This is a genomic window from Ruegeria sp. K3, assembly GCF_056531845.1.
The window spans coordinates 192,132-218,799 of sequence record NZ_JBQFMM010000004.1 but is presented as its reverse complement, the minus strand read 5'-3'; the positions used below and the strand labels follow the sequence as shown (position 1 = coordinate 218,799).

Below are 26,668 nucleotides of genomic sequence, written 5' to 3'. Positions count from 1 at the left end.
AACTACCTACTAGGCGCGTATGCCAGATCAGGGTTCGGACAGAATACCAAGAATGCAATTCCTTCAACTGACAGAGATGGGCAGCGCAATTCTGGCGCTGATGATCGTAGCGGGCATGTTCATCATGTTTCTGCGCGAGGTCTATCCGACCGAAGTTGTCGCAATCGGCGGGGCGGCCCTGATGCTGGCAACCGGTATCCTGCCCTATCAAAGTGCGCTTGCAGTCCTTTCGAATCCCGCGCCGTGGACCATCGGCGCGATGTTCATCATCATGGGTGCCTTGGTGCGCACCGGAGCGCTTGATGCCTTCACCTCGCTCGCGCAGAAGCAGGCGCAGGTGAACCCTCGGTTTGCTATCGGGTTATTGATGGCGTTTGTCGTCGTCGCTTCGGCGGTGGTGTCGAACACACCGGTTGTCGTTGTAATGATCCCGGTCTTTATCCAGATCGCCCGCACGCTGAACGTTTCGGCGTCCAAATTGTTGATCCCGCTCAGCTATGCGGCGATCCTTGGGGGTACGCTGACGCTGATTGGCACCTCGACTAACCTGTTGGTCGATGGTGTAGCCCGCGCCCAGGGTATGACGGCGTTTTCAATCTTCGAGGTTACCCCGCTGGGCATCACGCTGGTGATCTACGGTATGGTGTACCTGCGCTTCATTGCGCCACGACTGCTACCCGAGCGTGACAGCATGGCTGAGATGCTCAGCGACCGGTCCAAGATGAAGTTCTTTACTGAGGCGGTTATCCCACCCGACAGCAATCTGATCGACCGCGAAGTGACCGGCGTTCAGCTGTTCAAGCGCCCCGGTGTGCGCCTGATCGACGTCATCCGAGGCGATGACTCGCTGCGGCGGAACCTCAAGGGGGTGACGCTGAAAGTGGGCGACAGGGTAGTTTTGCGCACCGAGATGACCGAATTGCTGAGTCTTCAAAGCAACAAGGAACTCAAGCGCGTGGATCAGGTCTCAGCCGTTGAGACCAAGACAGTTGAGGTTCTGATCACGCCGGGCTGCCGTATGGTCGGTCGAACGCTTGGTGCGATGCGGTTACGTCGCCGATATGGTGTCTACGTCCTGGCGGTTCATCGCAGGAACCAGAATATCGGGCGTCAGTTGGATGCTTTGACCGTGCGTGTCGGGGATACGCTGCTGTTAGAGGGCTCGCCAGCGGATATCCAGAAGCTGGCCGCCGACATGGATATGGTCGATGTCACGCAGCCCTCGGCGCGCGCATTTCGCCGCAGCCATGCGCCGATAGCCATCGGTGCGCTGATCGGGATCGTCGCCCTGGCGGGGTTGGGCGTGGCACCGATCCTGCTGTTGTCGATCATCGCCGTTGCCGTGGTTCTGCTGACCCGATGTATCGACGCGGATGAGGCGTTCTCGTTTGTCGAAGGCCGCTTGTTGGCCCTGATCTTTTCCATGCTCGCTATTGGGGCGGCGCTGGATAAATCGGGCGCGGTTACATTGATCGTCGAAGCGGTTGCACCAGCGCTGGGCATGCTGCCGCCTTTCTTGATCATCTGGGCCGTATACCTGCTGACCTCGGTGCTGACCGAATTGGTTTCGAACAACGCCGTGGCCGTGGTGGTCACGCCGATTGCGATCTCTCTGGCGCAGGCTGTGGGCATCGATCCGCGACCGCTGGTGGTCGCGGTGATGGTGGCGGCATCGGCATCCTTTGCGACGCCCATAGGCTATCAGACCAACATGATGGTGTATGGCCCGGGCGGATATAGATTCACCGATTTTCTGAAGGTGGGCGTACCGCTGAACCTGACCGTGGGTCTGCTGGCGTCGCTGCTTATTCCGTTCATCTGGCCGCTCTGACACTGGCACGGATTCGCCGACCTGGTGTTTCGGGCCTTGTAAATGTCGATATCGTCACAATCTTTTTGCCTAAGATGAATGTGAAAGGATGGGATCATGCCTTTTCCAAAACTCGGGCAGGCCATTGTGGCCGGAGCAATCGTATTGGCCTTGCTGGGCAGCCAAAGCTCGGCAGGAACAGTCACTGGCACGGCAACCTACCGTGAACGGATCGCCCTGCCACCGGATGCGACGCTATTTGTCGAATTGCAGGATATCTCGCGTGCGGATGCTGCTGCGGTCACTCTGGCGGCGCAACGTTATGCGTTAAACGGAGTGCCCTCGGAGTTTGAGCTGACTTTTGACGACGCGCTGATCAGCGAGGGGATGACTTATGCAGTACGTGGGTCGATCTATCGCGAGGGTGAGCTGTTGTTCACGACGGATACGATCCATCCCGTACTGACCAACGGCGAAGGCAATTCGGCTGATCTTGTGCTGGTGCAGACCGGTGGTCAGGGGCCGGCGACGCTGGAAGGGACCGAGTGGACAGCCATCGGCATTGGTGGAACGGTGTTGGACGCGAAACGCCCGCCGCAGATTTCCTTCGCTCAAGGTGGGGCGTTCGGTGGCACAGGTGGTTGCAACCGGTTTTCCGGGCAAGCCGAGATCACGGGAAATAGCCTTGAGTTTCCAGACAATATGGCCGCGACCCTAATGGCGTGCCCGCCGGATTTGGAAGAGGTCGAGGATCAGTTTTTAGCAGCCCTGCAGAAAGTGACGAACTATGCTGTTGCCGGAGATAGCATGGTACTCCTCGACGCCGCAGGTGAGCCGATACTGAAATTCGTGCGCACGCAGTGATCAGGCCACTGCGCGGGACCTTCCTGCGTTGCGACCCGAGAAGATGCAACCGCCCAGGAACGTGCCCTCTAGCGCGTTGTACCCGTGATAGCCACCGCCGCCAAAACCTGCGACCTCTCCGGCTGCAAACAGGCCGGGGACGACCTGACCGTCGGCACCGATCATCTGACTGTCCAGATTGGTCTGTAGCCCGCCAAGTGTCTTGCGGGTCAGCACGTGCAGCTTAACCGCGATCAGCGGGCCGTTTGAGGGATCGAGGAACTTGTGCGGTTTGGCCGTCCGGATCAACTTGTCGCCCCGATAATTGCGTGCAGCAAGGATGGCCATCATCTGGGCATCTTTGGAAAACGGATTGTCGACCTGAGAATCCCGTGCCTCGATCTGGGCGCGTAGATGCGCCTCGTCAATCAGGCCTCCGCCCAACTGGTTCATACCGCTGACTAATTCAGTCAGCGTGTTGGCAACGACAAAGTTCTCACCTTTTTCCTTGAACGCCTCGACCGGGCCGGTTGCCTTGGTGCCTGACAGGATGCGCTGACGGATCACCTCTTTCCATCTGCCCGAAGTGAAATCCGGGTTTTGCTCGGACCCCGACAGTGCAAATTCCTTTTTGATGATCTTCTGGGTCAGAACGAACCAGCTGTATTCATACCCGGTTTTCAGGATCTCTTTCAGCGTTCCCAGCGTATCGAACCCCGGCAGGCAAGGGGGCTGCAGGCGATTGCCGCGCGCATCGAACCACATTGAGCTTGGGCCGGGTAGAATACGTATACCATGCGCGGGCCAGATCGGATCCCAATTGCGCACCCCTTCGGTGTAATGCCACATCCGATCGCCGTTTATGACATGTCCGCCGGCTTTCTCGCTGATCGGGATCATACGGCCATCGACATGAAACGGTACACCCGCCACCATATCCTTGGGCGGTTCACCCAGCCGGTCGCGGGGCCAGCTTTGTCTTACCATCTCAAAATTCCCGCCGATCCCACCAGAGGTGACGATGACCGAAGGCGCATAGACTTCGAACTCGCCCACTTCGTCCCGATTGGTCTTGCCGCCCCTTTGGATGCTGTCATCGGCCAGAATCTCTCCAGACACGCCTTTGGTAGTGCCATTTTGCATAATGATATGGCTGACTTGGTGGCGGAACTTCAATTGGATCAACCCGGCGTCAACATGCGCGCGGACGCGGCGTACAAAATGCTCAAGCACACCCGGGCCGGTTCCCCAAGTAATGTGAAAGCGTGGGACCGAGTTGCCGTGACCGTCCGCGTACGACCCGCCCCGTTCGGCCCAGCCCACGACTGGAAACCAGCGCAGCCCCATGTCATGCAGCCACGGGCGCATTTCACCCGCGGCGAATTCGACATAAGCTTCGGCCCATTTGCGGGGCCAGGCGTCTTCGTCGCGATCAAACTGCGCGCTGCCCATCCAGTCGCGCAGGGCCAGATCGTGGCTATCGCGGATGCCCATGCGGCGCTGTTCGGGAGTGTCGACCATGAACAGGCCGCCAAGGCTCCAAAACGCCTGTCCGCCCAGAAAATGCTCGGGTTCCTGATCCAGCACGATCACGCGCTTGCCCCGGTCGCCCAATTCAGCCGCCGCCGACAGGCCCGCAAGGCCGCCTCCGATCACGATCGCATCTGCAGTATTGTCGGTCATCTGGTGTCCTTTCAGCGGCTGCGGAACCAAAGGATGAAGGGAGTTACGACCACATACATCGTGATACCATAAACGGCGGCGGGAACGGCAAGCGGGCTGAATCCGGTCGTGGTGCCGGTGATCAGGGCCGCCAGCGTGATTCCCATCGCCGAATTTTGAATTCCGGTTTCAACCGAGATCGTTTTTGCCTCGCTCCACGTCAGCTTGGCGATGCGCGCCAGCCCCAGACCGATCAGCAACAGCACAACGTTCAACGTGATCAGAGCTGCCCCAATCGAGCTGAGGTTTTCGATGAAGAACTGCCAGTTTCCAGCCAGTGCCGCCGCAACGATCAGCACGAACAGGATCGATGCGAGCGTCGAAAGCGGGCCGTCGACCCGAATGGCGAACCCCCTTGCAAAGTGACGTATGGCGACGCCAATGGCGACTGGAAGGGTCGTGATTAGGAACAGCGCAGTGGCTAATGCGCTGATCGAAACTTTGGGTGCGGCCTCGCCCATGAAATGATCTATGGACCATGCGGTGAGAATGGGGACGGTCACGATGGACAGCAGGCTGATCACCGCTGTCAGGCTGACCGACAGCGCCACATCACCTTTGGCAAACTTTGCGAGGATGTTGCTGGTGACCCCACCGGGGCAAAAGCTTAAAAGCATGACACCCACGGCGATTTCAGCGGGCAATCCGAACAGAGTGACCGTCGCGAAGGCAGCCATTGGTATCAGCACAACTTGACTGATGGCGCCGATGGCGAAGGGGTACCCCCGCGCCAAAACCCGGCGGAAATCGGCGGCTTCTAGCCCGATCCCCAGTGACAACATGATAATAGCCAGCGAAATGGGCAGGCCAACGTTGATAAGCAGGTCCAAGAACAACTCCTCCCAAAGTCATTCGGGCCAGCGTATGCGAGGGGTCGTAGATCAGGCAACAACGCCGTTGGGTCACCCGTAGCGTTGAGCAAACCGGCGCAGGATTTCACCCGGCTCCGTAACGTCTGCGGCATGGCACATATCGATCAAGCTTTGCGCATCCTCCGGCGGAAAATAGCCGTGGTCCTTGTAGATATTGATCCGCTGCTCAAAATCTTTGGCGTCCGCTTCGGGGTGGAATTGGGTGGCATAGACATTCTGCCCCCAGCGGATCATCTGAAACGGGCAGGGGTCAGACGCTACCAGATGAACGCAGCCATCCGGCAGTAACTGTACGGCTTCCTTATGTCCCACAAACGCTTCGAATTTCGGCTTTAGGCCTTCGGTCAAGGGGTCTTGGGCGCCATCCTCTGTCAGACGGCAGTCGGACGGTCCGACCGGTTCGCCAAATTGCCGTTTGCTGACATCTCCGCCCAAATGTACGGCGAGAATACCCAAGCCATAGCAGCAGCCCATGAACGGGTGATCTTTCGCAGTGATCTGGGGCATCAGTCTCATGATCGCGCCTTCGATCTTTGCATCCAGCGCGGATTTGGTGGTCGGATCGTCACTGACGCAGCCGGGACCCCCACCCACGATGACACCAGCGTAATCGACGACATCCAGCCCTTCGGGCAGGTCTTCGCAATCCAGCCGGATGCGTTGAGTTTGCGCAGGGCTGAGCCCGGTTTTGTCCAGGATCGAGGCATATTCGGCATCCGATGCATCGGTTTCCGGGCGCAGTTGCAGGATCAGAAAGCGTTTCATAGGCAGCCTTTAGCCATCAAAGCGGCCAGAACACAAGGATCGCGGGGATCGAGACCGCGATGATCAGGATTTCCAGCGGCAGTCCCATGCGCCAGTAATCACCAAAACGGTATCCTCCGGGACCAAGCACCAGCGTATTGTTCTTGTGCCCAATGGGCGTCAGAAACGCGGCAGACGCCGCAACGGCCACCGTCATCAGAAACGGATCGGGCGACACCTCAAGCGTGCGCGCCATCTGAATGCCAACCGGGGCGGCGACAATGGCGGTGGCTGTGTTGTTCAACACATCGGACAGGGTCATCGTCACGACCATCAGTACGGTCAGGATTGCCCAGGCGGGCAGGCCGTTGGTCAGCTGAATCAAGGCGTTGGCGATCAACTCGGTTCCGCCCGAGGTTTCAAGCGCGCTGCCCAGTGGGATCATTGACCCCAGCAATACAACCACCGGCCATTCGATGTGGTTGTAGATATCCGCAATCGGCATGATCTTAGTCAGAACATAGGCTACGACCACGAACCCCAGTGCGATCGGCAGATAGATCAGCCCGATACTGGCCGCCAACACGGCAGCCGCAAATAGGCCGATGGCAAGCCAGGCTTTCTCATTCGCGGTTACATTCAAGCCGCGCTCGGCCAAGGGCAGGCAGCCGAGCCACTCAGTGACATCGGGTGCTCGGTCGCGCGGGCACAGCAGCAATAAGATGTCGCCGGGCTCGACCTCGGTTTTGCGAACCTGGCTGGTGATCCGGCGCCCTTGGCGTGAAATGCCCATCAGGACTGTACTCTGTCGCCAGGCCAGTCCTAACGCCTGTGCAGTTCGCCCAGTGATGCGCGCGCTTTCGGGGACAACGACTTCAACCACTTCCAGCCCTTCGCCTTCGGCAGTCAAAACCTCCTGCCGACGGGCGTCCGAGAAATCCAGATTGAGCGCGGCGCGGAACTCATCCAGCGCTTCGGGGCGTGCTTCCAGAACAAGCGCATCGCCTTCATGCAGGGTTGCGTGGGTTGATCGACCATAGCGTCGCTTTCCGTCCCGGATCAGGCCGATGATAGCGACGTCAGATTTCTCGGCGGCCTCATAGAGCTCACTGACCCGTTTCCCGATATGGGGCGATTCAGGCGGGATCGTCAGTTCGGCGATGTATTCGGCCAAAACTTCCGAGGTTTCTTCCTGCGCGCCGCGATTGGGGATGAGGCGCCAGCCGATCAGCGCGACGAACGCCAGCCCTGCAATTGCAGCCAACCCGCCCACCGGTGCGAAATCGAACATATGAAACGGTTCGCCCAGCGTTTCAGCCCTGATCGAGGCGATGATGATATTTGGCGGCGTACCGATCAGCGTGGCCATCCCTCCCAGGATCGTCGCAAAGCTGAGCGGCATCAGGCTAAGGCCGACCGGGCGCCCCGCTTTGCGCGCGGTCTGGATATCGACCGGCATCAGCAGCGCCAGCGCCGCGACGTTGTTCATGAAGGCTGACAGGATCGCCCCGATGCCGCCCATTAGCGCGATATGCGCGCCCAATCCGCGCGATGCATCGACCAGCGTGCGCGTGATCATGAACACTGCACCCGAGCGCACCAGACCGGCAGAAACCACCAGCACCAACGCCACGATGATCGTGGCCGGGTGCCCGAACCCGGCAAAGGCATTGTCAACGGGCACCACACCCAGCGTGACCGCGATCATCAAGGCGGTAAATGCTACAAGGTCATAGCGGAAACGCCCCCAGAGCAGCATTCCGAAAACGGCGATGAAAAGGGAAAAAAGAATGATCTGATCTGTCGTCATACCGCCACCATAGTCACGGGCGAAGACAGGGCAAGCCGCTCTCTTGATCCTTTGCCCCGCAAACGTCTATATGAGCGCCAAACACGCAATCACGATGACGAGGACGCACCATGGCAGGCCACTCCAAATGGGCCAATATCCAACACCGCAAGGGACGTCAGGACGCCGCGCGGTCCAAACTGTTTTCCAAGCTGTCGAAAGAGATCACGGTCGCCGCCAAGATGGGCGACCCCGATCCCGACAAGAACCCGCGCCTGCGTCTGGCGGTGAAAGAGGCCAAGTCGAATTCGGTGCCCAAGGACGTGATCGACCGTGCGATCAAGAAGTCCGTAGCAGGTGAGGGCGATGAATACGAAGAAATCCGGTATGAGGGCTATGGTCCCAACGGTGTGGCCGTGATTGTTGAAACGATGACCGATAATCGCAACCGTACCGCCTCGACTGTACGTTCGACCTTTTCGAAGAATGGTGGAAACTTGGGTGAAACCGGCTCGGTCGGGTTCATGTTCGACCGCAAGGGCGAAGTTGTGTATCAGGCAGACGCAGGCGATGCGGATACGATTTTCGAAGCCGCGATCGAGGCCGGGGCAGAGGATGTCGAAAGCTCGGATGACGGTCACATCATCTGGTGTGCAGATACAGATCTGAACGATGTGTCGAACGCGCTGGAAGAGGCGCTGGGCGAATCCGAATCCACCAAGCTGGTCTGGAAGCCGACAACGACGACCGAGTTGGGTCTGGAAGACATGCAAAAGCTGATGAAACTGGTGGATGCATTGGAAGACGACGACGACGTTCAGCGCGTGACCACTAACTTCGAAGCGACCGACGAGGTTATGGCGCAGCTCTGATGTACCGGACAAACGCCAGATGAACCAAACCCGGCCCAGCGGCCGGGTTTTTCTGTTGCAGTTGCGCGTCTTACACAAGACTTGGTCCTGAAGCCTCTTGCGATTAAACTCAGATCATTGAGGCTGAAGGACCTGAAAGGCAACCGTAGGCACATCATGCAGAGCATCGCAAATGGCGAGTAAATCGACTGATCCGGCCCGACGAAATGTCCCGGTTCTGGCTAGCCAAAGTATCCTTTCCCAGGTGGCGTGGACTTTGGGCAGCCCGTCTATCGTATTGCCATTCCTTGCGGTCTCGCTGGAGTTACCGATGTTCCTTGCCGGTGCATTGGTGTCGATCCGCATGGTTGGCAGCATGATCTCGGACGTGTTTTTCGCCCGCTCCATTGCTGCGCAGGCGCGGAAGAAACGCGGGATTGCCCTGACCGAGATCGGAATTGGTGGTTGCCTTCTGATGGCTCTTTTGATCGCGGCCACCGGCAGTGTCTCATTGACGGCCATTGCCTTTGTGATCGCCTTTTTCATGATTGGGCTTATTGAAGAAAGCCAATCCCTGATGCTGTCTGACTTGTTGGGCGATCATCTGAAATCGAAATCCCGGATGGTTATCCGTTATCTCCAATTGGGCGCGGGAGGTCTTTGTGCCATCGGCTTGGTGTTGCTGATACACGAGATCACGAAAGAGTACCCGCCATTCTCGCGGCATTCCGCGGTGATTGCGGCCTCGGTCGTGTTTTTCTTGTTTTCAGCATTATGCATTCTCGGCATGGCCGAGATCGCCCCCGATGAGTCCGGTAATGGAAAACCTAAAGGTGCAGGACGTCAATCGCTGCAGAACATCATCTCCGGAATCGTAAGTATGTTCGAACAGCCATGGTTCCGGCGCTATATGGCTCTGCGGCTTCCTTTGGTTGTCGTGTCTCTGTCGGTTCCGTTTTTTGCGCTCATCGCTGCCGAGGCACATCACAACTCGGCCAAGGGTTTGACAGCCATGATCATCTCATCCGCGTCCGGCTACCTGGTCTCGGCACCCTTGTGGCAACTGGTGAACATGAAATCACACCGTACCGTGATGGTCGCGGGCAACTTGTTGGTCGCAGTGACAGGGATCGTTTTGTTGGCGTTCCACTATGCCGGTATCGATCACGAAGTTCACTTGCACGCCATTGCCCTTTTTGTCGTCTCGGTGGCGACAACTGGAATTTCCAGTGCGCGCCAGCTTTATTTTTTAGACGTTGCGCCCAAGGAACAACGTATTCAGGGCGCAGCAGCCATCAAATCCATCTGCAGACTCGCTGCCGTTGCACTGTCTGCAATTTTGGCTGCGGTTGCACATATGCACGAGGTTGCAGCTGCCATCGTGTTTATCGTGCTGGCCAGCATCTGGGCGGCATTTAGCTGTTACCGCATCGCGAAACCGCAAAAGGCTGCAGAGTCGCAGGCCTAATGTGCCGCCGGCGCGATCAGTTGCTGCGTTGCCGCGCGGCGTACCGCTTGGGTCAAGGGTGCAAGGGCAGGGGCAAGGACGCGCCCGATCTGCCAGGTCAGTTCGATATCGAGCGGCGCATCGGGGATTACTTCGCAGATCTGCCCATTTGCGATCGCTCTTCTTACAAGGCTTTCGGGGTTCATACCCCATCCTAATCCGGCGATTGCCGCGTCAACAAAGGCATTTGTGGACGGCAGAAAGTGAGACGGTGGCGAAAGACGGCTGCCTGTCTGGGCATATATCCAGGATTTCTGCAGATTATCCTTGCGGTTAAAGGTCAAGCAGGGGGCCTGTGCCAGGGATTTGGCGGAAACCCCATCAGAAAACCACCGTTGCATGAAGCCGGGGCTCGCGGTCGGCAAATAGCGCAAAGTGCCCAACGCAATGGCATCGCATCCGGTAATGTTTTGACCACCCACCGTTATCGCCGCACTTACGTCGCCACGCCGCAGCCAGTCAGCCGAATGGTCCTGATCGTCAATTACAAGGTCGAACAGTATGTCTTCGGCGCGCGCCATCGCGTCGATAAACCATGTGGCCAGACTGTCAGCCGGTAGCGCGACGCGAACCCGCACCGGACCTTCACGCTGATCCAAAGTCAGCTCTCGCGCCAGCTTTGCCTCCAACAGGCCGATATCTTCGGCATGACGGGCGATCCGCAGACCCGCCGGAGTGCCGATGCATGGGGTGCCGCGATGAATAAGGGCCGCACCAACACGATCCTCCAACGCCTTGATCCTCTGCGAAATAGCCGACGGGGTGACGGATAGCTCTGCGGCTGCGGCCTCAAAGCTGCCGTGTCGCAAGATCGCCGCCAATGCTGAGAGCTGATGAGGGTCGAGGAGCATTAGAGTTACTTAATCTGGGTAATCATCATTAATTTGATAGATTCACACTGGCCATGTAGTCAACGAGCATCGACAGGAGGCTGCATGTTCCCATCAATGATTGCCGGGTTTGCCCTGAGTTTTAGCCTTATATTGGCGATAGGCGCTCAGAACGCCTTTGTTCTGCGCCAAGGCCTGCGGCGCGAGCACGTCTTTGCACTGTGTCTGACCTGCGCAGTGTCTGACGCGATACTGATCGGGGCGGGTGTTGCAGGGTTCGGCACCCTGGCTCAGGCCGCGCCGTGGTTTGAAACGGTGATGCGCTATGGTGGGGCGGTGTTTCTGATTTGGTACGCCCTACGAAGTTTTTGGTCTGCCTGGCAGGGAGGGGCGGTGATGGATACCGCAACAGGGCAGCGCACCAGCCTGCGTGCGGCCATGCTAACTGTGCTGGCCTTCACTTGGCTCAACCCCCATGTATATCTGGATACGGTCGTATTGATCGGGTCGATATCGGCCCAATATTCAGATCGCATGGGGTTTGCGATAGGGGCGATGACTTCGAGTTTCGTTTTCTTCTTTTCGCTCGGCTACGGTGCCAGAGTGCTTTCACCGATTTTTGCACGCCCGCGCGCATGGCAGATTCTTGATTTTATCATCGGAATCGCGATGCTTATGATCGCGTTGAAACTTGTTATCATGTGAAGGGTTGTCCCGGATCAGAATTCGGTGTTCAACCGTTTGTATGACCTCACCTAATGATCAGCACCGCCCGCTTGTTGGCATGTTTTGGATGCTTGCGGCCGGGCTGTCCTTTGTGGGCATGAATGCGCTGGTGAAGGTGCTGGGAACCAGCATGAACCCCATTCAAGCGGCATTCTTGCGCTATGTCCTGGGTCTGGTGTTTCTTTTGCCCGCAATCCGGGCGATCCTCGGAACTCCATTGACCCCGCGCAATCTAACGCTGTTTGGACTACGCGGAATGGTCCACGCCATCGCCGTCATGCTTTGGTTTTTTGCGATGACGCGCATCCCCCTCGCCGAGGTGACCGCGATGAATTACATGACACCTATCTACGTCACGGTGGGTGCGGCAGTGTTCTTGGGTGAAAAGCTAGCTTTTCGTCGTATCGCCGCGATTGGTGTTGCTGTGATTGGAGTAGTGATCATCCTGCGCCCGGGCTTTCGCGAGATATTGCCCGGTCACATAGCGATGCTGGGGGCTGCACTAGCGCTTGGTGGTTCCTATCTGCTTGCCAAAGTCATGGTCCGTGATATCCGTCCCTCAGCCGTTGTTGCCCATCTTTCGATATGGGTCACCATCGCGCTTATCCCTTTCGCCGTTGCGGTTTGGGAGCCGCCCAGCCTGCGCGATCTTGGTATACTTTTCATCGTCGCCAGCTTTGCGACTGCGGGGCACTATTTCATGACGCTTGCATTGCAGGCTGCCCCGGTGGCCGTGACCCAGCCGGTGACGTTCTTGCAGCTGATCTGGGCCACTTTGCTCGGCGCTTTGGCCTTCCATGAACGCATCGACATCTGGGTAATTGCAGGAGGCACTCTGATCCTGGCTGCCGTCAGCTTCATCACCTGGCGTGAAGCCGTGCTGAGCCGTGGCGGCACACCGCCGCAAGGTTCTGAGACCCCACCGGCGAAACCAAGAACCGTTATTGATTGACGAGTCAATAAAAACCGCTTAGCCTTCCTTGCACTCAGGTATGGCGAAGAGGCGAAGATGCCAAAACTCGGAATGGAGCCGATCCGGCGGGACGCGATCGTCAAGGCGACGATCGCCGAGCTTGGCGCGCAAAAATCCCTTGATGTCACCGTTAGCCAGATCGCCAAACGCGCAGGTATGTCCAGTGCATTGGCGCATCATTACTTTGGGGGCAAAGAACAGATATTCCTAGCCGCGATGCGGCGTATCCTGACGGATTTTGGATCTGAAGCGCGCGCACAACTCAGCACGGCAGATCCGGAAGAGCGCGCACAGGCCATCATTCGCGCCTGTTTCGCGCCATCATGTTTCACACCGGATGTTATCGCAGCTTGGATGACTTTTTATGTTTTGGCGCAAACCAACGATGATGCGCTGAGGCTCTGGCAAATCTATCAGGCACGCATCCGCTCGAACCTGATCCATGCGTTGCGCCCACATATGAGTGACCCGAGCGAGGCTGCCGAAGGTATGATCGCGCTGATCGATGGTTTGTACATCCACTCTGCACTGAATTCCCCACAAGAGCCGCAGCGGGCAGTCACCCATGCGCTGCGGGTACTGAGAGTTTTCCTAGAGGCCGAAAAATGACAAAGCCGAATATTCTGATCCTGATGGTGGATCAGCTCAACGGGACCCTCTTCCCCGACGGTCCAGCAGAATGGTTGCATGCGCCGAACCTGAAGAAGCTGGCGGCAAGATCAACGCGTTTCGCAAATGCCTACACTGCCTCGCCGCTCTGTGCTCCGGGACGTGCGAGCTTTATGTCGGGTCAACTGCCATCGCGCACTGGCGTCTATGACAACGCCGCCGAGTTCAGCAGCGATATCCCGACCTATGCCCACCACCTTCGTCGTGCAGGATATTACACCTGCTTGTCCGGCAAGATGCACTTTGTTGGCCCAGACCAGTTGCACGGGTTCGAAGATCGTCTGACTACTGATATCTACCCGGCAGATTTCGGTTGGACGCCGGATTATCGTAAACCCGGTGAGCGCATCGACTGGTGGTATCACAATATGGGCTCGGTCACTGGGGCAGGCATTGCCGAGATTTCCAACCAGATGGAATATGATGACGAGGTCGCTTATAACGCCAAGGCCAAGCTATATGACCTTGCACGCGGCAAGGATGATCGCCCCTGGTGTGTGACCGTCAGCTTCACGCACCCACACGATCCTTACGTGGCGCGACGCAAGTACTGGGATCTGTATAAAGATTGTGAGCATCTTGAGCCACAGATCGCGGATCTGGGATATGACAATCAGGACCCGCATTCCAAACGTATTTTCGATGCCAATGACTGGCGCAGCTTCGACATAACGACCGAGGATATTCGCAAATCCCGTCGCGCCTATTTCGCCAATATCTCATATCTGGATGACAAGATCGGTGAGATACTGGAGGTTCTGGAAACGACGCGTCAAGAGGCGATCATACTGTTCGTGTCCGACCACGGCGACATGCTGGGTGAGCGCGGGTTGTGGTTCAAGATGACTTTCTTCGAAGGCTCTTCCCGCGTGCCGCTCATGATTTCGGCCCCCGATCTTCCAGTTGGTCGCATCGATACACCAGTTTCGACGATCGACGTGACACCGACGCTTGGTACGTTGGCGGGCGTCGATATGGCTGAAATCTCACCTTGGACGGATGGTGAGGATCTTGTGCCTTTGGCAAAGGGCACAGACCGAACCGCGCCGGTTGCAATGGAATATGCCGCCGAGGCCTCATACGCTCCTTTAGTCTCTTTGCGTTATGGCAAGTGGAAATACAATCGCTGTACACTGGACCCCGATCAACTGTTCGATCTCGAGGCTGATCCGCATGAGATGGAAAATCTCGCTGGCCTGCCCGAACATGCAGGCACCTTGCAAACACTGCGTGCTAAATCCGAGGCGCGATGGGATTTGGATCGCTTTGATGCCGATGTGAGGGCCAGCCAAGCCCGGCGCTGGGTGGTTTACGAGGCATTACGGCAGGGTGGCTATTATCCTTGGGATTACCAGCCTCTTCAGAAAGCGTCTGAACGGTACATGCGCAATCATATGGACCTGAACGATGTCGAGGATAGCCAGCGTTATCCGCGTGGCGAGTAATCCTTTACATTTTTGAAATTGCACCCGTCGGAAGTGCGGAGATTTTTCGTCGAAAAATCTTGCCCCGAAGGTGAACGGAGACACGAATATGGAAGCAGATTTTGTCATTGTTGGCGCCGGTTCTGCTGGTTGCGCGATGGCTTACCGTCTGAGTGAGGCCGGAGCTTCGGTTCTGGTGATCGAGCATGGCGGCACTGACGCCGGACCCTTCATCCAGATGCCTGCCGCCCTAAGCTATCCGATGAATATGTCGCGATATGACTGGGGCTACAAATCCGAGCCCGAACCGCATCTGAACAATCGTCAACTTGCTTGCCCCAGAGGCAAGGTGATCGGAGGGTCGTCTTCGATCAATGGCATGGTCTATGTGCGCGGTCACGCTCGAGATTTTGACACCTGGGCCGAGATGGGTGCAGATGGATGGTCTTACGCAGATGTGCTGCCGTACTACAAACGCATGGAAACCTGGCATGATGGTGGCCATGGCGGTGATCACACTTGGAGAGGTACGGATGGACCTCTGCACGTGTCGCGAGGGCCTCGTGAAAATCCGCTGTTTAAGGCGTTCGTCGATGCAGGTCAGCAGGCTGGATATGAGGTCACTGGCGACTATAACGGTGAGAAACAAGAAGGTTTTGGGCCGATGGAGCAGACCGTCTGGAAAGGACGGCGCTGGTCGGCGGCGAATGCGTACCTTAGGCCAGCGCTCAAGCGGCAAAACTGCGAAATCATCCGGGGTCTTGCGGCGCGCGTGATTATTGAATCCGGGCGCGCATCCGGGGTCGAATTGATACGGGGTGGTAAACGGGAAGTGATCACAGCGCGGCGCGAGGTTGTATTGGCGGCTTCGTCGATCAATTCGCCTAAACTGCTGATGCTTTCGGGGGTTGGACCTGCGGCGCACCTGGCTGAGCACGGTATCAAAGTGGTCGCCGACCGCCCTGGCGTCGGCGCCAATCTGCAGGATCACCTAGAGCTTTATATTCAGCAGGCCTCGATCCAGCCGATCACGCTTTACAAGCATTGGAACCTGATCAGCAAAGGAATGATCGGAGCGCAATGGCTGTTTACCAAAACAGGCCTTGGTGCATCGAACCAGTTTGAAAGCGCCGCCTTTGTGCGTTCGAAACCGGGTGTGGAATATCCTGACATACAATATCATTTTCTGCCGATGGCGGTTCGCTATGATGGGCAGGCGGCAGCCGAAGGGCACGGATTCCAGGCGCATGTGGGGCCAATGCGGTCGCCCTCGCGCGGCGCTGTGACTCTGCGATCCGCCAAAGCCGAAGACGCGCCGGTGATCCGGTTCAACTACATGAGCCATGATTCGGATTGGGAAGACTTCAGAACCTGCATTCGCTTGACCCGAGAGATCTTTGGACAGCAGGCGTTCAAACCCTTTGCCGGTAAAGAGATCCAACCGGGGGCGGAAGTTCAGTCGGACGATGAGCTAGATGCCTTTATCGCCGAGCATGCCGAAAGCGCTTATCACCCTTGCGGGACTTGCCGTATGGGCCGTGCGGATGACAAGGATGCCGTTGTCGACCCGCAGGGGCGTGTGATTGGGGTGGATGGATTGCGCGTCGCCGATAGCTCGATTTTCCCGCAAATCACCAATGGCAATCTGAACGCACCGTCGATCATGGTGGGTGAAAAGATGTCGGACTATTTGCTGCAGAAAGACCCTTTGCCCAAAGCGAACGACCAACCCTGGATAAGTCCGAGATGGGCAACGGCACAGCGCTGACACATCCAAAACCCACGGCGTGCATTTATCCTGAAAGCTGGTTGATTGCGCTCAGAATTTGATCGGCGTCAAAGCGGAGTGCGACAGTCATGTTTAGCCTTGGGATGTAACGCTGAAACAAGGAGCCAACTGGATGTCTCATACCCCGCATGAACTGGCTGAAGAGTTCCCCGACAAGCTCGAAGTGATGAGCCAGCTCAAGCAAACGGATGCGCATTTTGCCCGACTTGCGGATGAGTATCATGAGGTCAACCGCACCGTGCATCGGGCTGAAACCAATGTTGAGCCGATGGAGGAATTGGCCGAGGTTGATTTGCGCAAGAAACGCGCGGCGCTCAAGGACGAGATCTGGGCGATCTTGTCAAAAAGCTAAGGATTAGGCGGGGGCTCTGCCCCCGGACCCGCAGGATATATATGGCCAGATGAAGATCAGGTGACCTCATAAGGCAGGGTGCCGCGGCTATGGGCGTCGATGGTCAGGCGGCGCTCTAACGGTGGGACCGATCTTTGGTGGCAGGTCTGGCGCTCGCAGATGCGGCAGGATATGCCGATGGGCTCGTAAGCGCTCGCGTTGTTTATGTCGAGATTATCGGCGTAGACCAATGCTTCGGCATGACGAACCTCACATCCCAAGGCGATGGCATAGCGGCGGACAGGAGCACCGAACGAGCCTCCGGATTTTGAAACATCACGAGCCAATGAGATATAGCGGACGCCATCCGGTGTCTCGGCTAGCTGTTGCAGGAAATGACCCGGGGTCTCGAATGCCCGGTGGACATTCCAGAGTGGGCAGGCACCGCCGAAACGGGCAAATTGCAAGCGCGTAGCTGAATGGCGTTTGGTGATCGTTCCGGCCTGATCGACACGGACAAAAAAGAACGGAATCCCCTTTGCGCCGGGGCGCTGTAGCGTGGACAGGCGGTGCGCCACCTGTTCAATCGATGCCCCGAACCGGTTGCTGAGCAGCTCCAAATCATGCCGATAGTCCTGCGCTGCGGATAGGAAAGCGCCGTAAGGCATCAGCGAAGCCCCGGCAAAATAGTTGGCGAGGCCAATCTTGGCGATGGCGCGGGCCTCATCGCTTTGGAAACGGGCGAAATCCAGCGTTGCTTCAAGCAGCTTATCCTGACTGATCAACGCCACCTGCAGCAGCAGTTGGAAGACCTGCGTTTGTGGTGCGGCGCGCGAGGAAAGGCGCAGGGTTTTGTCACCAGCATTGTAGCTGCGTAAGGTTTCTGTGTCGGCGAAAGTGACGTGAATGCCGCGTTCTGACAGGCTGTTCAGGGCGACTTGCCGAATATCGCTGGTTTCATCGGCACGGCTGGCGAAGCGTTCGGCGGCGCGGTCAACGGCGTCAATATAATTGTCGCAGTAGTGAAAGAAATCGCGCACCTCTTCCCATGGGCTGGCCTGAATACGGGCATCCTCGCGGCCCAATGCCTCGTCGAGCGAGGCGAGGCGTTCATGGGTCTGGCGATAGGCGCGGTGTAACTCGATGAACGCGCGTGCAAGCGCGGGCGCATTTGAAGCGGTGAGCCTGAGATCAGCCAGAGGGGGCGCCGTTTCGGCGAACACCGGATCGGCCAGTGCTTCGCGCATATCCGAAACCAATCGTTCGCTATCCCCTGTGCTGAGTTCGGTCACATCCATACCAAACTCTTGCGCCAGTGCCAGAACAACGGTCGTCGAGATCGGCCGGTTGTTATTCTCCATCTGGTTCAAATAGGGCAGTGAAACGCCCAGTTTTGCGGCGAAATCCTTCTGCGTGAGGGTCAGGCGTGTGCGCATTTCGCGCAGCTTGGCGCCAGCGTATAGTTTCTGAGTGGCCATGGCGGTTCTTTGCAGCTTTACTGAATCTGCAGGCTAACTTTGCAAACCCTGTCGCGCAAGCCGTCTACAGACCCAATTGCCGTTCGCGCCAGATAACAACGCTGATCGCGCAGATAGCCAGGGCGGCGGTTGCCAGCATCAGCCAAAGCAGAGGCATCGCGCCTGTCTCATGCGTCAGCAATGCGCCTGCCAATGCGCTGAGTGCCGCGCCGCCGCCCAACATGATCGCACCGCTCAAACCAGAGGCAGTGGCCGCCAGATGCGGGCGGACCGAAAGCGATCCGGCGGTTGCATTTGGGATCGCCATGCCGTTACCCAACCCGACGAAGGTCATCAGGCCAAAGAAGCTGAGCGCCGTTCCCAAATCCACTAGGAACAACAAAGCTGATAGGGCCACGCCAATTGCATTCAGCCAGCATCCCCAGCGCACCATTTGGTTGACGCCGAAGCGAACCGAGAATCGACCGCTGATGAAGTTGCCGAAGAAATAGCCAATCGCAGGCGCACCAAAGTAAATGCCGACCTCGGCGGCTGTCATGCCGAACACTTCGGTCCCGATAAAGGGTGCGCCCCCGAGATAGGCAAAGAACGCACCTGAAGAGAAAGCCGAGGACAGGGAATAGCCCCAGAAGCGGGGCGATTTCAGCAGTTCAGGGTATTCGCGAAATTGCTGCATCAGTGTTTTGCCGCTTGCGGCCGCGGTTTCGCCAAAGTCTTGGTAGGTCAGCACCAGCGCCAGCGCCGCAAGAGCGAAAGGCAGCCAGAAATTGGCTTTCCAGCCAAAAGTTTCTTCGAGAAGCCCGCCGACAGCAGGGCCGATCATCGGAACGACTGCCATCCCCATGGTGACATATCCGAGCATCGAAGCAGCCTGGTCCTGTTCGTACATGTCCCGCACAGCCGCACGACTTAAGACAATACCAACGACAATGACGGCCTGAAACATTCTGAAGGCCAGAAAGGTCTCGACATTTGGGGCGTATATACACCCCAGCGTTGCCAGCAAAAAAAGGGCGAGTCCCCACAGCAGTACAGGCCGACGTCCGGCCTTATCGGCGATGGGTCCTATTAAGATTTGCAGTGCCGCGTTGACCAGAAGATAAAGCGCGATCGAAAGCTGCATCACCTTGTAATCAGTCTGAAAATACGTCGCCATAAAGGGAAGGCTGGGCAGATACAGATTCATGCTCAGCGCCGACAATCCTGACAACAAAACGAGTGTTGTAAGCGTGGGGGGCGTGCGGCTGACAGAGGGTGAACTGAACTGCATGGTTTACCTTTAGACCCTGATCGCGCGAAATGCCATCGGCAGTTTGGCTTGTTGTGTTAATTAACAAATTTGCAGTTATCTCAAATAGTGTTGCCAAATATTTGCAAATTTGCCGAAAACTTCTTTGGCCGCCGATCCCAACTCGTTATGGTCGCGCAAATTCTCTTGGGAGACTACCGACATGAAAGACATCCTTTCCGAGCTCGAAGGCCGTCGCAACAACGCGCGATTGGGTGGTGGGCAAAAACGCATCGACTCACAACACGCCCGCGGAAAGCTGACGGCACGCGAACGGATCGAGTTGCTGGTAGACGAAGGCAGCTTTGAAGAGTTTGACATGTTTGTCAGCCATCGCTGCACTGATTTCGGAATGGAGAAACAAAAGCCTGCTGGTGATGGGGTGGTCACAGGCTGGGGTACGATCAATGGTCGAATGGTCTACGTCTTCAGCCAGGACTTCACCGTATTCGGCGGCTCGCTGTCAGAAACCCATGCGCAGAAGATTTGCAAGATCATGGATATGGCAGTTCAAAACGGAGCGCCGGTGATCGGGATCAACGACTCGGGCGGGGCGCGGATTCAGGAAGGCGTCGCTTCATTGGCCGGATATGCCGAGGTGTTCCAGCGTAATATCATGGCCTCGGGCGTCGTTCCGCAGATCAGCGTGATTATGGGGCCGTGTGCAGGTGGTGCGGTTTACAGTCCTGCGATGACCGACTTCATCTTCATGGTCAAAGACACCTCGTACATGTTCGTGACCGGCCCAGACGTTGTGAAGACCGTCACCAATGAGGTCGTGACGGCGGAGGAACTGGGAGGGGCTTCGACCCACACCAAAAAGTCGTCGGTCGCTGATGGCGCGTTTGAAAACGATGTGGAGGCGCTGGCCGAGGTGCGCCGTCTTGTCGACTTCCTTCCGCTCAACAATCGCGAGAAACCGCCAGTTCGTCCGTTTTTTGACAGCCCTGACCGGGTCGAGACATCGCTGGATACGCTGATCCCGGACAATCCGAACACGCCGTACGACATGAAGGAACTGATCACCAAAGTGGCGGATGAGGGTGATTTTTACGAGATTCAGGAAGACTACGCTAAGAACATCATCACCGGTTTTATCCGGCTTGAAGGGCAGACCGTGGGCGTCGTGGCCAACCAACCCATGGTATTGGCAGGATGTTTGGACATCGATAGTTCCCGAAAAGCGGCCCGGTTCGTGCGGTTTTGTGATTGCTTTGAAATCCCGATCCTGACGCTTGTTGATGTTCCGGGCTTTCTGCCGGGCACTTCGCAGGAGTATGGCGGCGTGATCAAGCACGGCGCGAAACTGCTATTTGCTTATGGCGAAGCGACCGTGCCAAAGGTCACCGTAATCACGCGTAAGGCCTACGGTGGCGCGTATGACGTTATGGCCTCCAAACACCTGCGCGGCGACTTCAATTATGCGTGGCCCACGGCTGAGATCGCGGTGATGGGTGCAAAGGGCGCGACCGAAATCATCCACCGCGCCGATCTCGGCGATTCCGATAAGATCGCACAACACACTCAGGACTATGAGGACCGGTTCGCAAATCCCTTCGTTGCGGCCGAGCGCGGCTTCATTGATGAGGTGATCATGCCACAATCGACCCGCCGCCGTGTATCACGTGCATTTGCGAGCCTGCGCGGCAAGCAACTGAAGAACCCTTGGAAAAAGCACGACAATATCCCGCTGTAAATGCCCGCCGAGGAGGCCCGAGCCGTAAATGCCCCGATTGACCGGACATAAGACCGTGCAGGTTGCAACCACTCTGCACGCTCCCCCGGAGGAAGGAAGCCGCCGCTGGCGGATCCGGGGATGCGCCGGGGTTTTTACGTTGCTGGTCGGAGTAGGTTCGGCGCTGGCCTCAAACCTGCTGCCCGTGCCGTCGGGTCAACCGGTCGAGCTTAGCGATGTGCTTCTGGACACCAATCCGGGTGAGCTTTGGGTGCGGTTTCGGTTCATTGCACCCAAGATCGGATCGACTGCAGGTCGTATCACATATGATGTCGCCGTAGTCGACATGGAGCATTTGTGTGAAACACTGGCGGTGCCTTACGTGGCCCAGCACGAATTGCAGCCTGCCCGGATTGTGATTTCGTTTTCGGACAGACCGGTAGCGTTCGGCACCTCCGAACCTGACGCAACGCAGTTCTTCGAAGCCTACCGGCTGGATCAATCCCGGTGTATCTGGGAGGGGCTCTGACCATGAACCAACAATGTCACGGTCTCAGAGTGTCCCGATACAGTGATGCAGCTCTGGAGGTTCGCATGATCACTTCAATCCCGCAGGCATGTCCGATGGCCTGCCATATCTGGAACTTGTCCGTTGAGGTTTCGCAATGCTGAAACATCGCGGTTTCCCCGGACGTTTGCCCGGAACAGACTTCCAGTTCACCATTCGGCGGGCCAATCCCAAGGGCGTTACGCCGCTGACCCAGCGAGAACGCTTTCGCGATCGCAAACCCGCCGACAAGCGCGCAGATGTCGCGTTTATCGAGGCGTTATGGGCGCATTTTGGTGATCAGCCCTTTGAGCGAGGCAATCTGGACGCGGGCCGTCTAAGTTGGCTGTTCGGGCGTGAGGTTGTCGCCGCCGAAGACCCGTTTGATCCTGCAAGCTATGATGCTCTGCTGGTGATCAATCTGGACGCCGCGCGCCAATCTTTCCCTGACGTGTTCGACGGAGTGCGCTGATTGTGACCGGGGCTGCCGCACATAACACTCAGATGATCAGTGACACTGGAACCCTGCCCGCTAATGGGCAGGGTAGGCTGTTTTCATCAGAAGTTGAGTTGCGCGGCCAACTGGACACGATTGCCGTCGAATGTGTCGCCGGAAATTGTGTCGTTCCGCTCTCCATAGATGTATTCGGCGCTGAGCGTCAGGTTGTCTGTCGCCTTGTAAAAGGCATTGACGTGGATCGTCTCAAGCTCGGTGAACGACAAAGTACCGGTCGATGTAGGCAGGTCGTAGTCTTCCTTGCCATAGGCGATGCCGACGTTCCATTTGGAACTCAGGTCCTGACGGAATTCGATGGTGTAGCCATCAACATCGTTGGCCTGACCCCCGACGACTGCGTCGCCCAAGCCGATCAGGTAGGGGCCAAGTGCCTCGCCGTTGACATAGTTGACCTGGAACAACCCACCTTCCCACGGTCGGATCGAGCCCGACAAAGAGAAACCGGTCTGATCGACCTCGACGTCGCCGGATTGCGCCTTGCCGTAGAGCGCCGAGGCACGAGCGATGTATTTGCCATCGTTGTATTCGACCGAACCAGTCAGCACGGGATCATCCGAATCCGAGCCGCCGACGTTTTCTTCAACGGAAACGGCGAAGGTGGTATTCGATCCGATATTGTTGGTGTAGCGCACCTGCGGAACGCGCGCGAAAGCGATCCCGACCGGCCCGTTAAATTCCACCGAGGTCGGGTAGGTGTCCAGAGGTTGGAAATTGGTCCAGTATTGTCCGATCAGCCATTGTTCCCCAATTCGGATATTGGCATGACGAATTCGGAATTCGGCGGTTCCGTCCGAGCCGAAGGCATCGACTTCGATCTGGCCCTGAATGTCACCGATTCCCGAAGGCGTGCTGGTGCGCAGGCCGATACGAGACTGACGGACTGTGGCGCCAAACGTACCATCTGTCTCGGCCGAGGGTTCACCTATCACGTTTACGAATGCGGTGTCGCCCTGATCGTATTCGAAGTCATAGAAGAAGTCGGCTTTGACATAACCGTAGATGTCCAGAGTGGTGTTTCCGATCTGCAGATCCCCAGTGCCAGACCCGGGATTGGACGCCTCCAGCGCTTCGACCCGGGCGCGCAGTGCATCCAGTTCTGCCTGAGTTTGTGCATCTTGCGCCAAGGCTTGTATACCGGTCACGGAAAGCGCGCTGGCAGCAAACAGGCTAGCAGTTTTACCCTTTGTTATCATATGGATAGTTCCTTGTGTGCGAGTGTGCAGGGGCACCGTTCCACGCAACTGAATTCTTGGGAAATCACCAAGTTGAGAGAAAATGCTCTCAATTTTTCAAGCAAAATTGTCGGTAAATATGCGGCGTTTCACGCTGCGGTGAAACCGGCAACTAAGTTGCTGTCGCCGGAAGGTTTTTTCCGTGAGTTTGCGACGTTGTTGCGTGAGGGGCCTCGCGCGCTGCCTCGCTACAAGTCTTCGATCTGTAACAGGAACGTGACGGATTTCAGACGTAGTAGCCGCTGTCTCGGCGATTACGATGTCGGCGCAAATCTGCGCGGAGTTTCGCTGGATGGGCAGGTTTCAGCCGGAATCTCAGATGGAAACAATAACCGGTTGGCGGCCAGAATTGTGCTGTGCACAGTGAGCGAGCCGTGCGGCTCTACTTTGCCTGCGTCGCACAAGCACCTACTATTCCGTACCCCTTCCTTCCGCGGGCAGGCTTGTGTTCCCCACAGAGTTCTGTCCGCGGTTTTCTTTTTGTCTGGTCCAGACAAAAAGCGGCAAAAACCTGCGCAATTCGCAGGTTTGCCATCTGTGTTATTGCATAACAACGCGCGAAATCGGCATCTGCTCTCAAAGACTGCAATAAATCCAGAAGGGCAGAAACCATGCGAATCAAACGAGCTTTCCTTGCGTTGGCAACCTGTGCGGGCCTGGCGGCCTGCGGTGGTTCGACCGGCGAACAGGCGATCCTTGGAGGCGGTGCGGGCGCTTTGGGGGCGGCGGTCCTCAGCGCGGATCCGTTGCTTGGGGCGGCTGTCGGGGCTGCGGGCAACGTGCTGTACTGCAAGACCCAGCACAACTGTAACTAAATCTGAAATTTGCGGGGCTGAAAAAGTCCCGTCCGTCATTGCGCATCACGCCGTCGTGGGGTCAACGCCCCGCGGCGGCGTTTTGCGTTTCCAGAACATCAAGCCAAAGGACGTTCCATGTTCGACAAGATCCTGATCGCAAACCGGGGCGAGATTGCCTGCCGGGTCATCAAGACCGCCCGCAAGATGGGTATTGAAACGGTTGCCATCTATTCAGATGCTGACAAGAACGCTCTGCATGTCTCGATGGCGGATGAGGCGGTGCATATCGGCCCGCCGCCCGCCAACCAGTCATACATTGTCATCGACAAGGTGATGGATGCCATCCGACAAAGCGGCGCGCAGGCGGTCCACCCCGGCTATGGCTTTCTGTCCGAGAACTCGAAATTCGCCGAGGCGCTGGATGCCGAAGGCATCGCCTTTGTCGGCCCCCCGGTCGGTGCGATCGAAAGCATGGGGGACAAGATCACCTCGAAGAAGATCGCACAGGAGGCCGGGGTTTCGACGGTGCCCGGTTACATGGGTCTGATCGAAGACGCTGATGAGGCGGTGAAGATTTCGAACGACATTGGCTATCCGGTGATGATCAAGGCCAGCGCTGGCGGTGGTGGTAAGGGCATGCGGATTGCATGGAATGACGAAGAAGCACGAGAAGGCTTCCAATCTTCTAAGAACGAGGCAGCGAACTCCTTCGGCGACGACCGGATTTTCATCGAGAAATTCGTGACTCAGCCGCGCCATATCGAAATTCAGGTTCTGTGCGACAGCCACGGCAACGGCATCTATCTGGGCGAGCGTGAGTGTTCGATCCAGCGCCGCAACCAGAAAGTTGTGGAAGAGGCGCCATCGCCTTTCCTTGATCCCGAAACCCGCAAGGCGATGGGCGAACAAGCGGTCGCGCTGGCCAAGGCGGTGGACTATGCAAGCGCAGGTACGGTGGAATTCATCGTGGATGGGGAAAAGAACTTTTACTTCCTCGAAATGAACACACGCCTGCAAGTGGAGCACCCGGTGACCGAACTGATCACCGGTGTTGATCTGGTGGAACAGATGATCCGCGTGGCGGCTGGTGAAAAGCTGACCATAACGCAGGATGACGTGACCCTGACAGGTTGGGCCATCGAAAACCGTCTTTATGCAGAAGACCCGTATCGCGGCTTTTTGCCCTCGATTGGCCGCCTTACCCGTTATCGCCCGCCGCAGGAGGTCGCAGCCGGCCCGCTGCTTGTGAATGACAAATGGCAAGGTGATGCGCCTAAAGGGGATAGCGCTGTGCGTAACGATACCGGCGTCTATGAGGGCGGCGAGATCAGCATGTATTACGACCCGATGATCGCCAAGCTGTGTACCTGGGCACCGACCCGCGAACAGGCGATTGAAGCCATGCGCGTGGCGCTGGACAGTTTCGAAGTCGAAGGCATCGGTCACAACTTGCCATTCCTTTCGGCAGTTATGGATCACCCGAAATTTGTAAGTGGTGAAATGACGACCGCTTTCATCGCCGAGGAGTATCCGGACGGGTTTGAAGGCGTCGACCTTCCCGAAGAAGATCTGCGTCGCATCGCAGCCTCCTGCGCTGCCATGCACCGGGTTGCCGAAATCCGTCGCACCCGCGTATCGGGCCGGATGGACAACCATGAACGGAAAGTCGGCAAACGTTGGAATGTCGCTCTGCAAGGGCAGGATTTCAGCGTCAAGGTTAAGGCTGACAAACAGGGCGCGACTGTCAAATTCAAAGACGGGTCAGCTCTGCGTGTGTCCTCTGACTGGACGCCGGGTGACCAACTTGCGGTGTTGGACGTGGATGGCAGTCCGTTGGTCTTGAAGGTTGGAAAGATATCGGGCGGGTTCCGTATCCGAAACCGAGGGGCTGACCTGAAGGTACATGTGCGCACCCCGCGTCAGGCCGAACTGGCCCGCCTGATGCCCGAGAAGCTGCCGCCAGACACGTCGAAAATGCTGCTCTGCCCAATGCCGGGTCTGATCGTGAAGATCGATGTCGAAGTGGGGCAGGAGGTGCAGGAAGGCCAAGCGCTTTGCACTGTTGAAGCGATGAAGATGGAGAACATCCTCCGCGCCGAGAAAAAAGGCGTGGTCTCCAAGATCAACGCAGGCCCGGGCGACAGCCTTGCCGTCGATGATGTGATTATCGAGTTCGAATGATCATGTGCGTACCTGCTTCATATTTCTCATGGATCTCGGCGGTTTCCGCTGGGTCTTTGAAGTGTGTTGCAGG

The 26,668-nt window shown here is 57.2% G+C and carries 23 protein-coding genes; 15 read left to right on the top strand and 8 right to left on the bottom strand.

Annotated features, from left to right (window positions below; genetic code table 11):
• Window positions 1–52: 52 nt before the first annotated feature.
• Window positions 53–1,831, top strand: a complete 1,779-nt coding sequence (locus ACR0MP_RS09610) for an SLC13 family permease (RefSeq protein ID WP_480886464.1) — start codon at window positions 53–55, stop codon at window positions 1,829–1,831.
• A gap of 96 nt (window positions 1,832–1,927) precedes the next feature.
• Window positions 1,928–2,674, top strand: a complete 747-nt coding sequence (locus tag ACR0MP_RS09605) for a YbaY family lipoprotein (protein WP_480886463.1) — start codon at window positions 1,928–1,930, stop codon at window positions 2,672–2,674.
• Here ACR0MP_RS09605 and ACR0MP_RS09600 read toward each other — a convergent pair whose 3' ends face one another.
• The 4 genes from ACR0MP_RS09600 to ACR0MP_RS09585 form a co-directional block, all read right to left on the bottom strand.
• The gene (locus tag ACR0MP_RS09600; RefSeq protein ID WP_480886461.1) at window positions 2,675–4,336 is read right to left on the bottom strand and encodes an FAD-binding dehydrogenase; all 1,662 of its coding nucleotides are present in this window, start codon (window positions 4,334–4,336) and stop codon (window positions 2,675–2,677) included.
• 11 nt (window positions 4,337–4,347) lie between these two features.
• Window positions 4,348–5,205, bottom strand: coding sequence for a bile acid:sodium symporter family protein (locus ACR0MP_RS09595; RefSeq protein WP_480886460.1), 858 nt, complete (start codon window positions 5,203–5,205; stop codon window positions 4,348–4,350).
• A 72-nt stretch (window positions 5,206–5,277) separates the two neighbouring features.
• The gene (locus ACR0MP_RS09590) at window positions 5,278–6,012 is read right to left on the bottom strand and encodes a glutamine amidotransferase (protein ID WP_170401551.1); all 735 of its coding nucleotides are present in this window, start codon (window positions 6,010–6,012) and stop codon (window positions 5,278–5,280) included.
• 16 nt (window positions 6,013–6,028) lie between these two features.
• Complete coding sequence (locus ACR0MP_RS09585) at window positions 6,029–7,801, bottom strand: SLC13 family permease (RefSeq protein ID WP_170401548.1); 1,773 nt, start codon at window positions 7,799–7,801, stop codon at window positions 6,029–6,031.
• A gap of 110 nt (window positions 7,802–7,911) precedes the next feature.
• Between ACR0MP_RS09585 and ACR0MP_RS09580 the strand changes: the two genes are divergently transcribed.
• Together ACR0MP_RS09580 and ACR0MP_RS09575 are read left to right on the top strand one after the other, a co-directional pair.
• Complete coding sequence (locus tag ACR0MP_RS09580; RefSeq protein WP_170392173.1) at window positions 7,912–8,652, top strand: YebC/PmpR family DNA-binding transcriptional regulator; 741 nt, start codon at window positions 7,912–7,914, stop codon at window positions 8,650–8,652.
• A 172-nt stretch (window positions 8,653–8,824) separates the two neighbouring features.
• Window positions 8,825–10,099 (top strand): MFS transporter, encoded by a 1,275-nt coding sequence (locus ACR0MP_RS09575; RefSeq protein ID WP_170392172.1) that lies wholly within the window; start codon window positions 8,825–8,827, stop codon window positions 10,097–10,099.
• On the opposite strand, the gene ACR0MP_RS09570 is transcribed toward ACR0MP_RS09575, so the two are convergent.
• A complete protein-coding gene (locus ACR0MP_RS09570) occupies window positions 10,096–10,989 on the bottom strand; it encodes a LysR family transcriptional regulator ArgP (RefSeq protein WP_170392170.1) in 894 nt (297 codons plus the stop codon). The genes ACR0MP_RS09575 and ACR0MP_RS09570 overlap by 4 nt on opposite strands.
• Before the next feature lie 84 nt (window positions 10,990–11,073).
• On the opposite strand from ACR0MP_RS09570, the gene ACR0MP_RS09565 reads away from it, so the two are divergent.
• From ACR0MP_RS09565 to ACR0MP_RS09540, 6 genes are all read left to right on the top strand, one after another.
• Window positions 11,074–11,673: a LysE/ArgO family amino acid transporter gene (locus ACR0MP_RS09565; RefSeq protein ID WP_170401545.1), complete on the top strand. Its 600-nt coding sequence runs from the start codon at window positions 11,074–11,076 to the stop codon at window positions 11,671–11,673.
• Window positions 11,674–11,713: 40 nt separating this feature from the next.
• Window positions 11,714–12,646: a DMT family transporter gene (locus ACR0MP_RS09560; protein WP_170401542.1), complete on the top strand. Its 933-nt coding sequence runs from the start codon at window positions 11,714–11,716 to the stop codon at window positions 12,644–12,646.
• A gap of 57 nt (window positions 12,647–12,703) precedes the next feature.
• On the top strand, window positions 12,704–13,276 hold the full coding sequence (betI, locus tag ACR0MP_RS09555; protein WP_170392164.1) for a choline-binding transcriptional repressor BetI: 573 nt from the start codon (window positions 12,704–12,706) through the stop codon (window positions 13,274–13,276).
• On the top strand, window positions 13,273–14,781 hold the full coding sequence (betC, locus tag ACR0MP_RS09550) for a choline-sulfatase (protein WP_170401539.1): 1,509 nt from the start codon (window positions 13,273–13,275) through the stop codon (window positions 14,779–14,781). The genes betI and betC overlap by 4 nt, the downstream gene beginning before the upstream one ends.
• An 88-nt stretch (window positions 14,782–14,869) precedes the next feature.
• Window positions 14,870–16,528, top strand: a complete 1,659-nt coding sequence (gene betA, locus ACR0MP_RS09545; protein WP_170401536.1) for a choline dehydrogenase — start codon at window positions 14,870–14,872, stop codon at window positions 16,526–16,528.
• 133 nt (window positions 16,529–16,661) lie between these two features.
• Window positions 16,662–16,901 (top strand): HP1242/YdcH family protein, encoded by a 240-nt coding sequence (locus ACR0MP_RS09540; RefSeq protein WP_170392158.1) that lies wholly within the window; start codon window positions 16,662–16,664, stop codon window positions 16,899–16,901.
• A 56-nt stretch (window positions 16,902–16,957) separates the two neighbouring features.
• Here the strand turns inward: ACR0MP_RS09540 and ACR0MP_RS09535 are convergent, their stop codons facing one another.
• Window positions 16,958–18,358 carry a helix-turn-helix transcriptional regulator gene (locus ACR0MP_RS09535; protein ID WP_170392156.1) on the bottom strand — a complete coding sequence of 467 codons (1,401 nt, stop codon included), beginning with the start codon at window positions 18,356–18,358 and terminating at the stop codon, window positions 16,958–16,960.
• A gap of 64 nt (window positions 18,359–18,422) precedes the next feature.
• Window positions 18,423–19,628, bottom strand: a complete 1,206-nt coding sequence (locus ACR0MP_RS09530; protein WP_170401533.1) for a multidrug effflux MFS transporter — start codon at window positions 19,626–19,628, stop codon at window positions 18,423–18,425.
• Between the two features lie 181 nt (window positions 19,629–19,809).
• On the opposite strand from ACR0MP_RS09530, the gene ACR0MP_RS09525 reads away from it, so the two are divergent.
• The 3 genes from ACR0MP_RS09525 (at window position 19,810) to ACR0MP_RS09515 (ending at window position 22,340) form a co-directional block, all read left to right on the top strand.
• On the top strand, window positions 19,810–21,342 hold the full coding sequence (locus ACR0MP_RS09525) for an acyl-CoA carboxylase subunit beta (protein ID WP_170392153.1): 1,533 nt from the start codon (window positions 19,810–19,812) through the stop codon (window positions 21,340–21,342).
• 28 nt (window positions 21,343–21,370) lie between these two features.
• Window positions 21,371–21,850: a DUF6497 family protein gene (locus ACR0MP_RS09520; protein WP_480439172.1), complete on the top strand. Its 480-nt coding sequence runs from the start codon at window positions 21,371–21,373 to the stop codon at window positions 21,848–21,850.
• A 136-nt stretch (window positions 21,851–21,986) separates the two neighbouring features.
• Window positions 21,987–22,340: a hypothetical protein gene (locus ACR0MP_RS09515; protein WP_170392151.1), complete on the top strand. Its 354-nt coding sequence runs from the start codon at window positions 21,987–21,989 to the stop codon at window positions 22,338–22,340.
• An 86-nt stretch (window positions 22,341–22,426) separates the two neighbouring features.
• Here ACR0MP_RS09515 and ACR0MP_RS09510 read toward each other — a convergent pair whose 3' ends face one another.
• Entirely contained in the window at window positions 22,427–23,578 is a 1,152-nt protein-coding gene (locus ACR0MP_RS09510) for a DcaP family trimeric outer membrane transporter (protein WP_480886456.1), read from the bottom strand.
• 650 nt (window positions 23,579–24,228) lie between these two features.
• On the opposite strand from ACR0MP_RS09510, the gene ACR0MP_RS09505 reads away from it, so the two are divergent.
• Window positions 24,229–24,432: a hypothetical protein gene (locus ACR0MP_RS09505; RefSeq protein ID WP_170588462.1), complete on the top strand. Its 204-nt coding sequence runs from the start codon at window positions 24,229–24,231 to the stop codon at window positions 24,430–24,432.
• Between the two features lie 117 nt (window positions 24,433–24,549).
• Window positions 24,550–26,595 (top strand): ATP-binding protein, encoded by a 2,046-nt coding sequence (locus ACR0MP_RS09500; protein ID WP_480886454.1) that lies wholly within the window; start codon window positions 24,550–24,552, stop codon window positions 26,593–26,595.
• Window positions 26,596–26,668 lie beyond the last annotated feature (73 nt).

Excerpts from the sequence above, each read along its gene's own strand:
- ACR0MP_RS09605 (WP_480886463.1), top strand. The coding sequence starts at position 1,928 with ATGCCTTTTCCAAAACTCGGGCAGGCCATTGTGGCCGGAGCAATCGTA.
- ACR0MP_RS09520 (WP_480439172.1), top strand. The coding sequence starts at position 21,371 with ATGCCCCGATTGACCGGACATAAGACCGTGCAGGTTGCAACCACTCTG.
- ACR0MP_RS09590 (WP_170401551.1), bottom strand. The coding sequence starts at position 6,012 with ATGAAACGCTTTCTGATCCTGCAACTGCGCCCGGAAACCGATGCATCG.
- betA (WP_170401536.1), top strand. The coding sequence starts at position 14,870 with ATGGAAGCAGATTTTGTCATTGTTGGCGCCGGTTCTGCTGGTTGCGCG.
- ACR0MP_RS09580 (WP_170392173.1), top strand. The coding sequence starts at position 7,912 with ATGGCAGGCCACTCCAAATGGGCCAATATCCAACACCGCAAGGGACGT.
- ACR0MP_RS09500 (WP_480886454.1), top strand. The coding sequence starts at position 24,550 with ATGTTCGACAAGATCCTGATCGCAAACCGGGGCGAGATTGCCTGCCGG.
- betC (WP_170401539.1), top strand. The coding sequence starts at position 13,273 with ATGACAAAGCCGAATATTCTGATCCTGATGGTGGATCAGCTCAACGGG.
- ACR0MP_RS09570 (WP_170392170.1), bottom strand. The coding sequence starts at position 10,989 with ATGCTCCTCGACCCTCATCAGCTCTCAGCATTGGCGGCGATCTTGCGA.
- ACR0MP_RS09525 (WP_170392153.1), top strand. The coding sequence starts at position 19,810 with ATGAAAGACATCCTTTCCGAGCTCGAAGGCCGTCGCAACAACGCGCGA.
- ACR0MP_RS09585 (WP_170401548.1), bottom strand. The coding sequence starts at position 7,801 with ATGACGACAGATCAGATCATTCTTTTTTCCCTTTTCATCGCCGTTTTC.
- ACR0MP_RS09510 (WP_480886456.1), bottom strand. The coding sequence starts at position 23,578 with ATGATAACAAAGGGTAAAACTGCTAGCCTGTTTGCTGCCAGCGCGCTT.
- ACR0MP_RS09535 (WP_170392156.1), bottom strand. The coding sequence starts at position 18,358 with ATGGCCACTCAGAAACTATACGCTGGCGCCAAGCTGCGCGAAATGCGC.
- ACR0MP_RS09610 (WP_480886464.1), top strand. The coding sequence starts at position 53 with ATGCAATTCCTTCAACTGACAGAGATGGGCAGCGCAATTCTGGCGCTG.
- ACR0MP_RS09505 (WP_170588462.1), top strand. The coding sequence starts at position 24,229 with ATGCGAATCAAACGAGCTTTCCTTGCGTTGGCAACCTGTGCGGGCCTG.
- ACR0MP_RS09575 (WP_170392172.1), top strand. The coding sequence starts at position 8,825 with ATGGCGAGTAAATCGACTGATCCGGCCCGACGAAATGTCCCGGTTCTG.
- ACR0MP_RS09560 (WP_170401542.1), top strand. The coding sequence starts at position 11,714 with ATGACCTCACCTAATGATCAGCACCGCCCGCTTGTTGGCATGTTTTGG.
- ACR0MP_RS09530 (WP_170401533.1), bottom strand. The coding sequence starts at position 19,628 with ATGCAGTTCAGTTCACCCTCTGTCAGCCGCACGCCCCCCACGCTTACA.
- ACR0MP_RS09600 (WP_480886461.1), bottom strand. The coding sequence starts at position 4,336 with ATGACCGACAATACTGCAGATGCGATCGTGATCGGAGGCGGCCTTGCG.
- ACR0MP_RS09515 (WP_170392151.1), top strand. The coding sequence starts at position 21,987 with ATGCTGAAACATCGCGGTTTCCCCGGACGTTTGCCCGGAACAGACTTC.
- betI (WP_170392164.1), top strand. The coding sequence starts at position 12,704 with ATGCCAAAACTCGGAATGGAGCCGATCCGGCGGGACGCGATCGTCAAG.
- ACR0MP_RS09540 (WP_170392158.1), top strand. The coding sequence starts at position 16,662 with ATGTCTCATACCCCGCATGAACTGGCTGAAGAGTTCCCCGACAAGCTC.
- ACR0MP_RS09565 (WP_170401545.1), top strand. The coding sequence starts at position 11,074 with ATGTTCCCATCAATGATTGCCGGGTTTGCCCTGAGTTTTAGCCTTATA.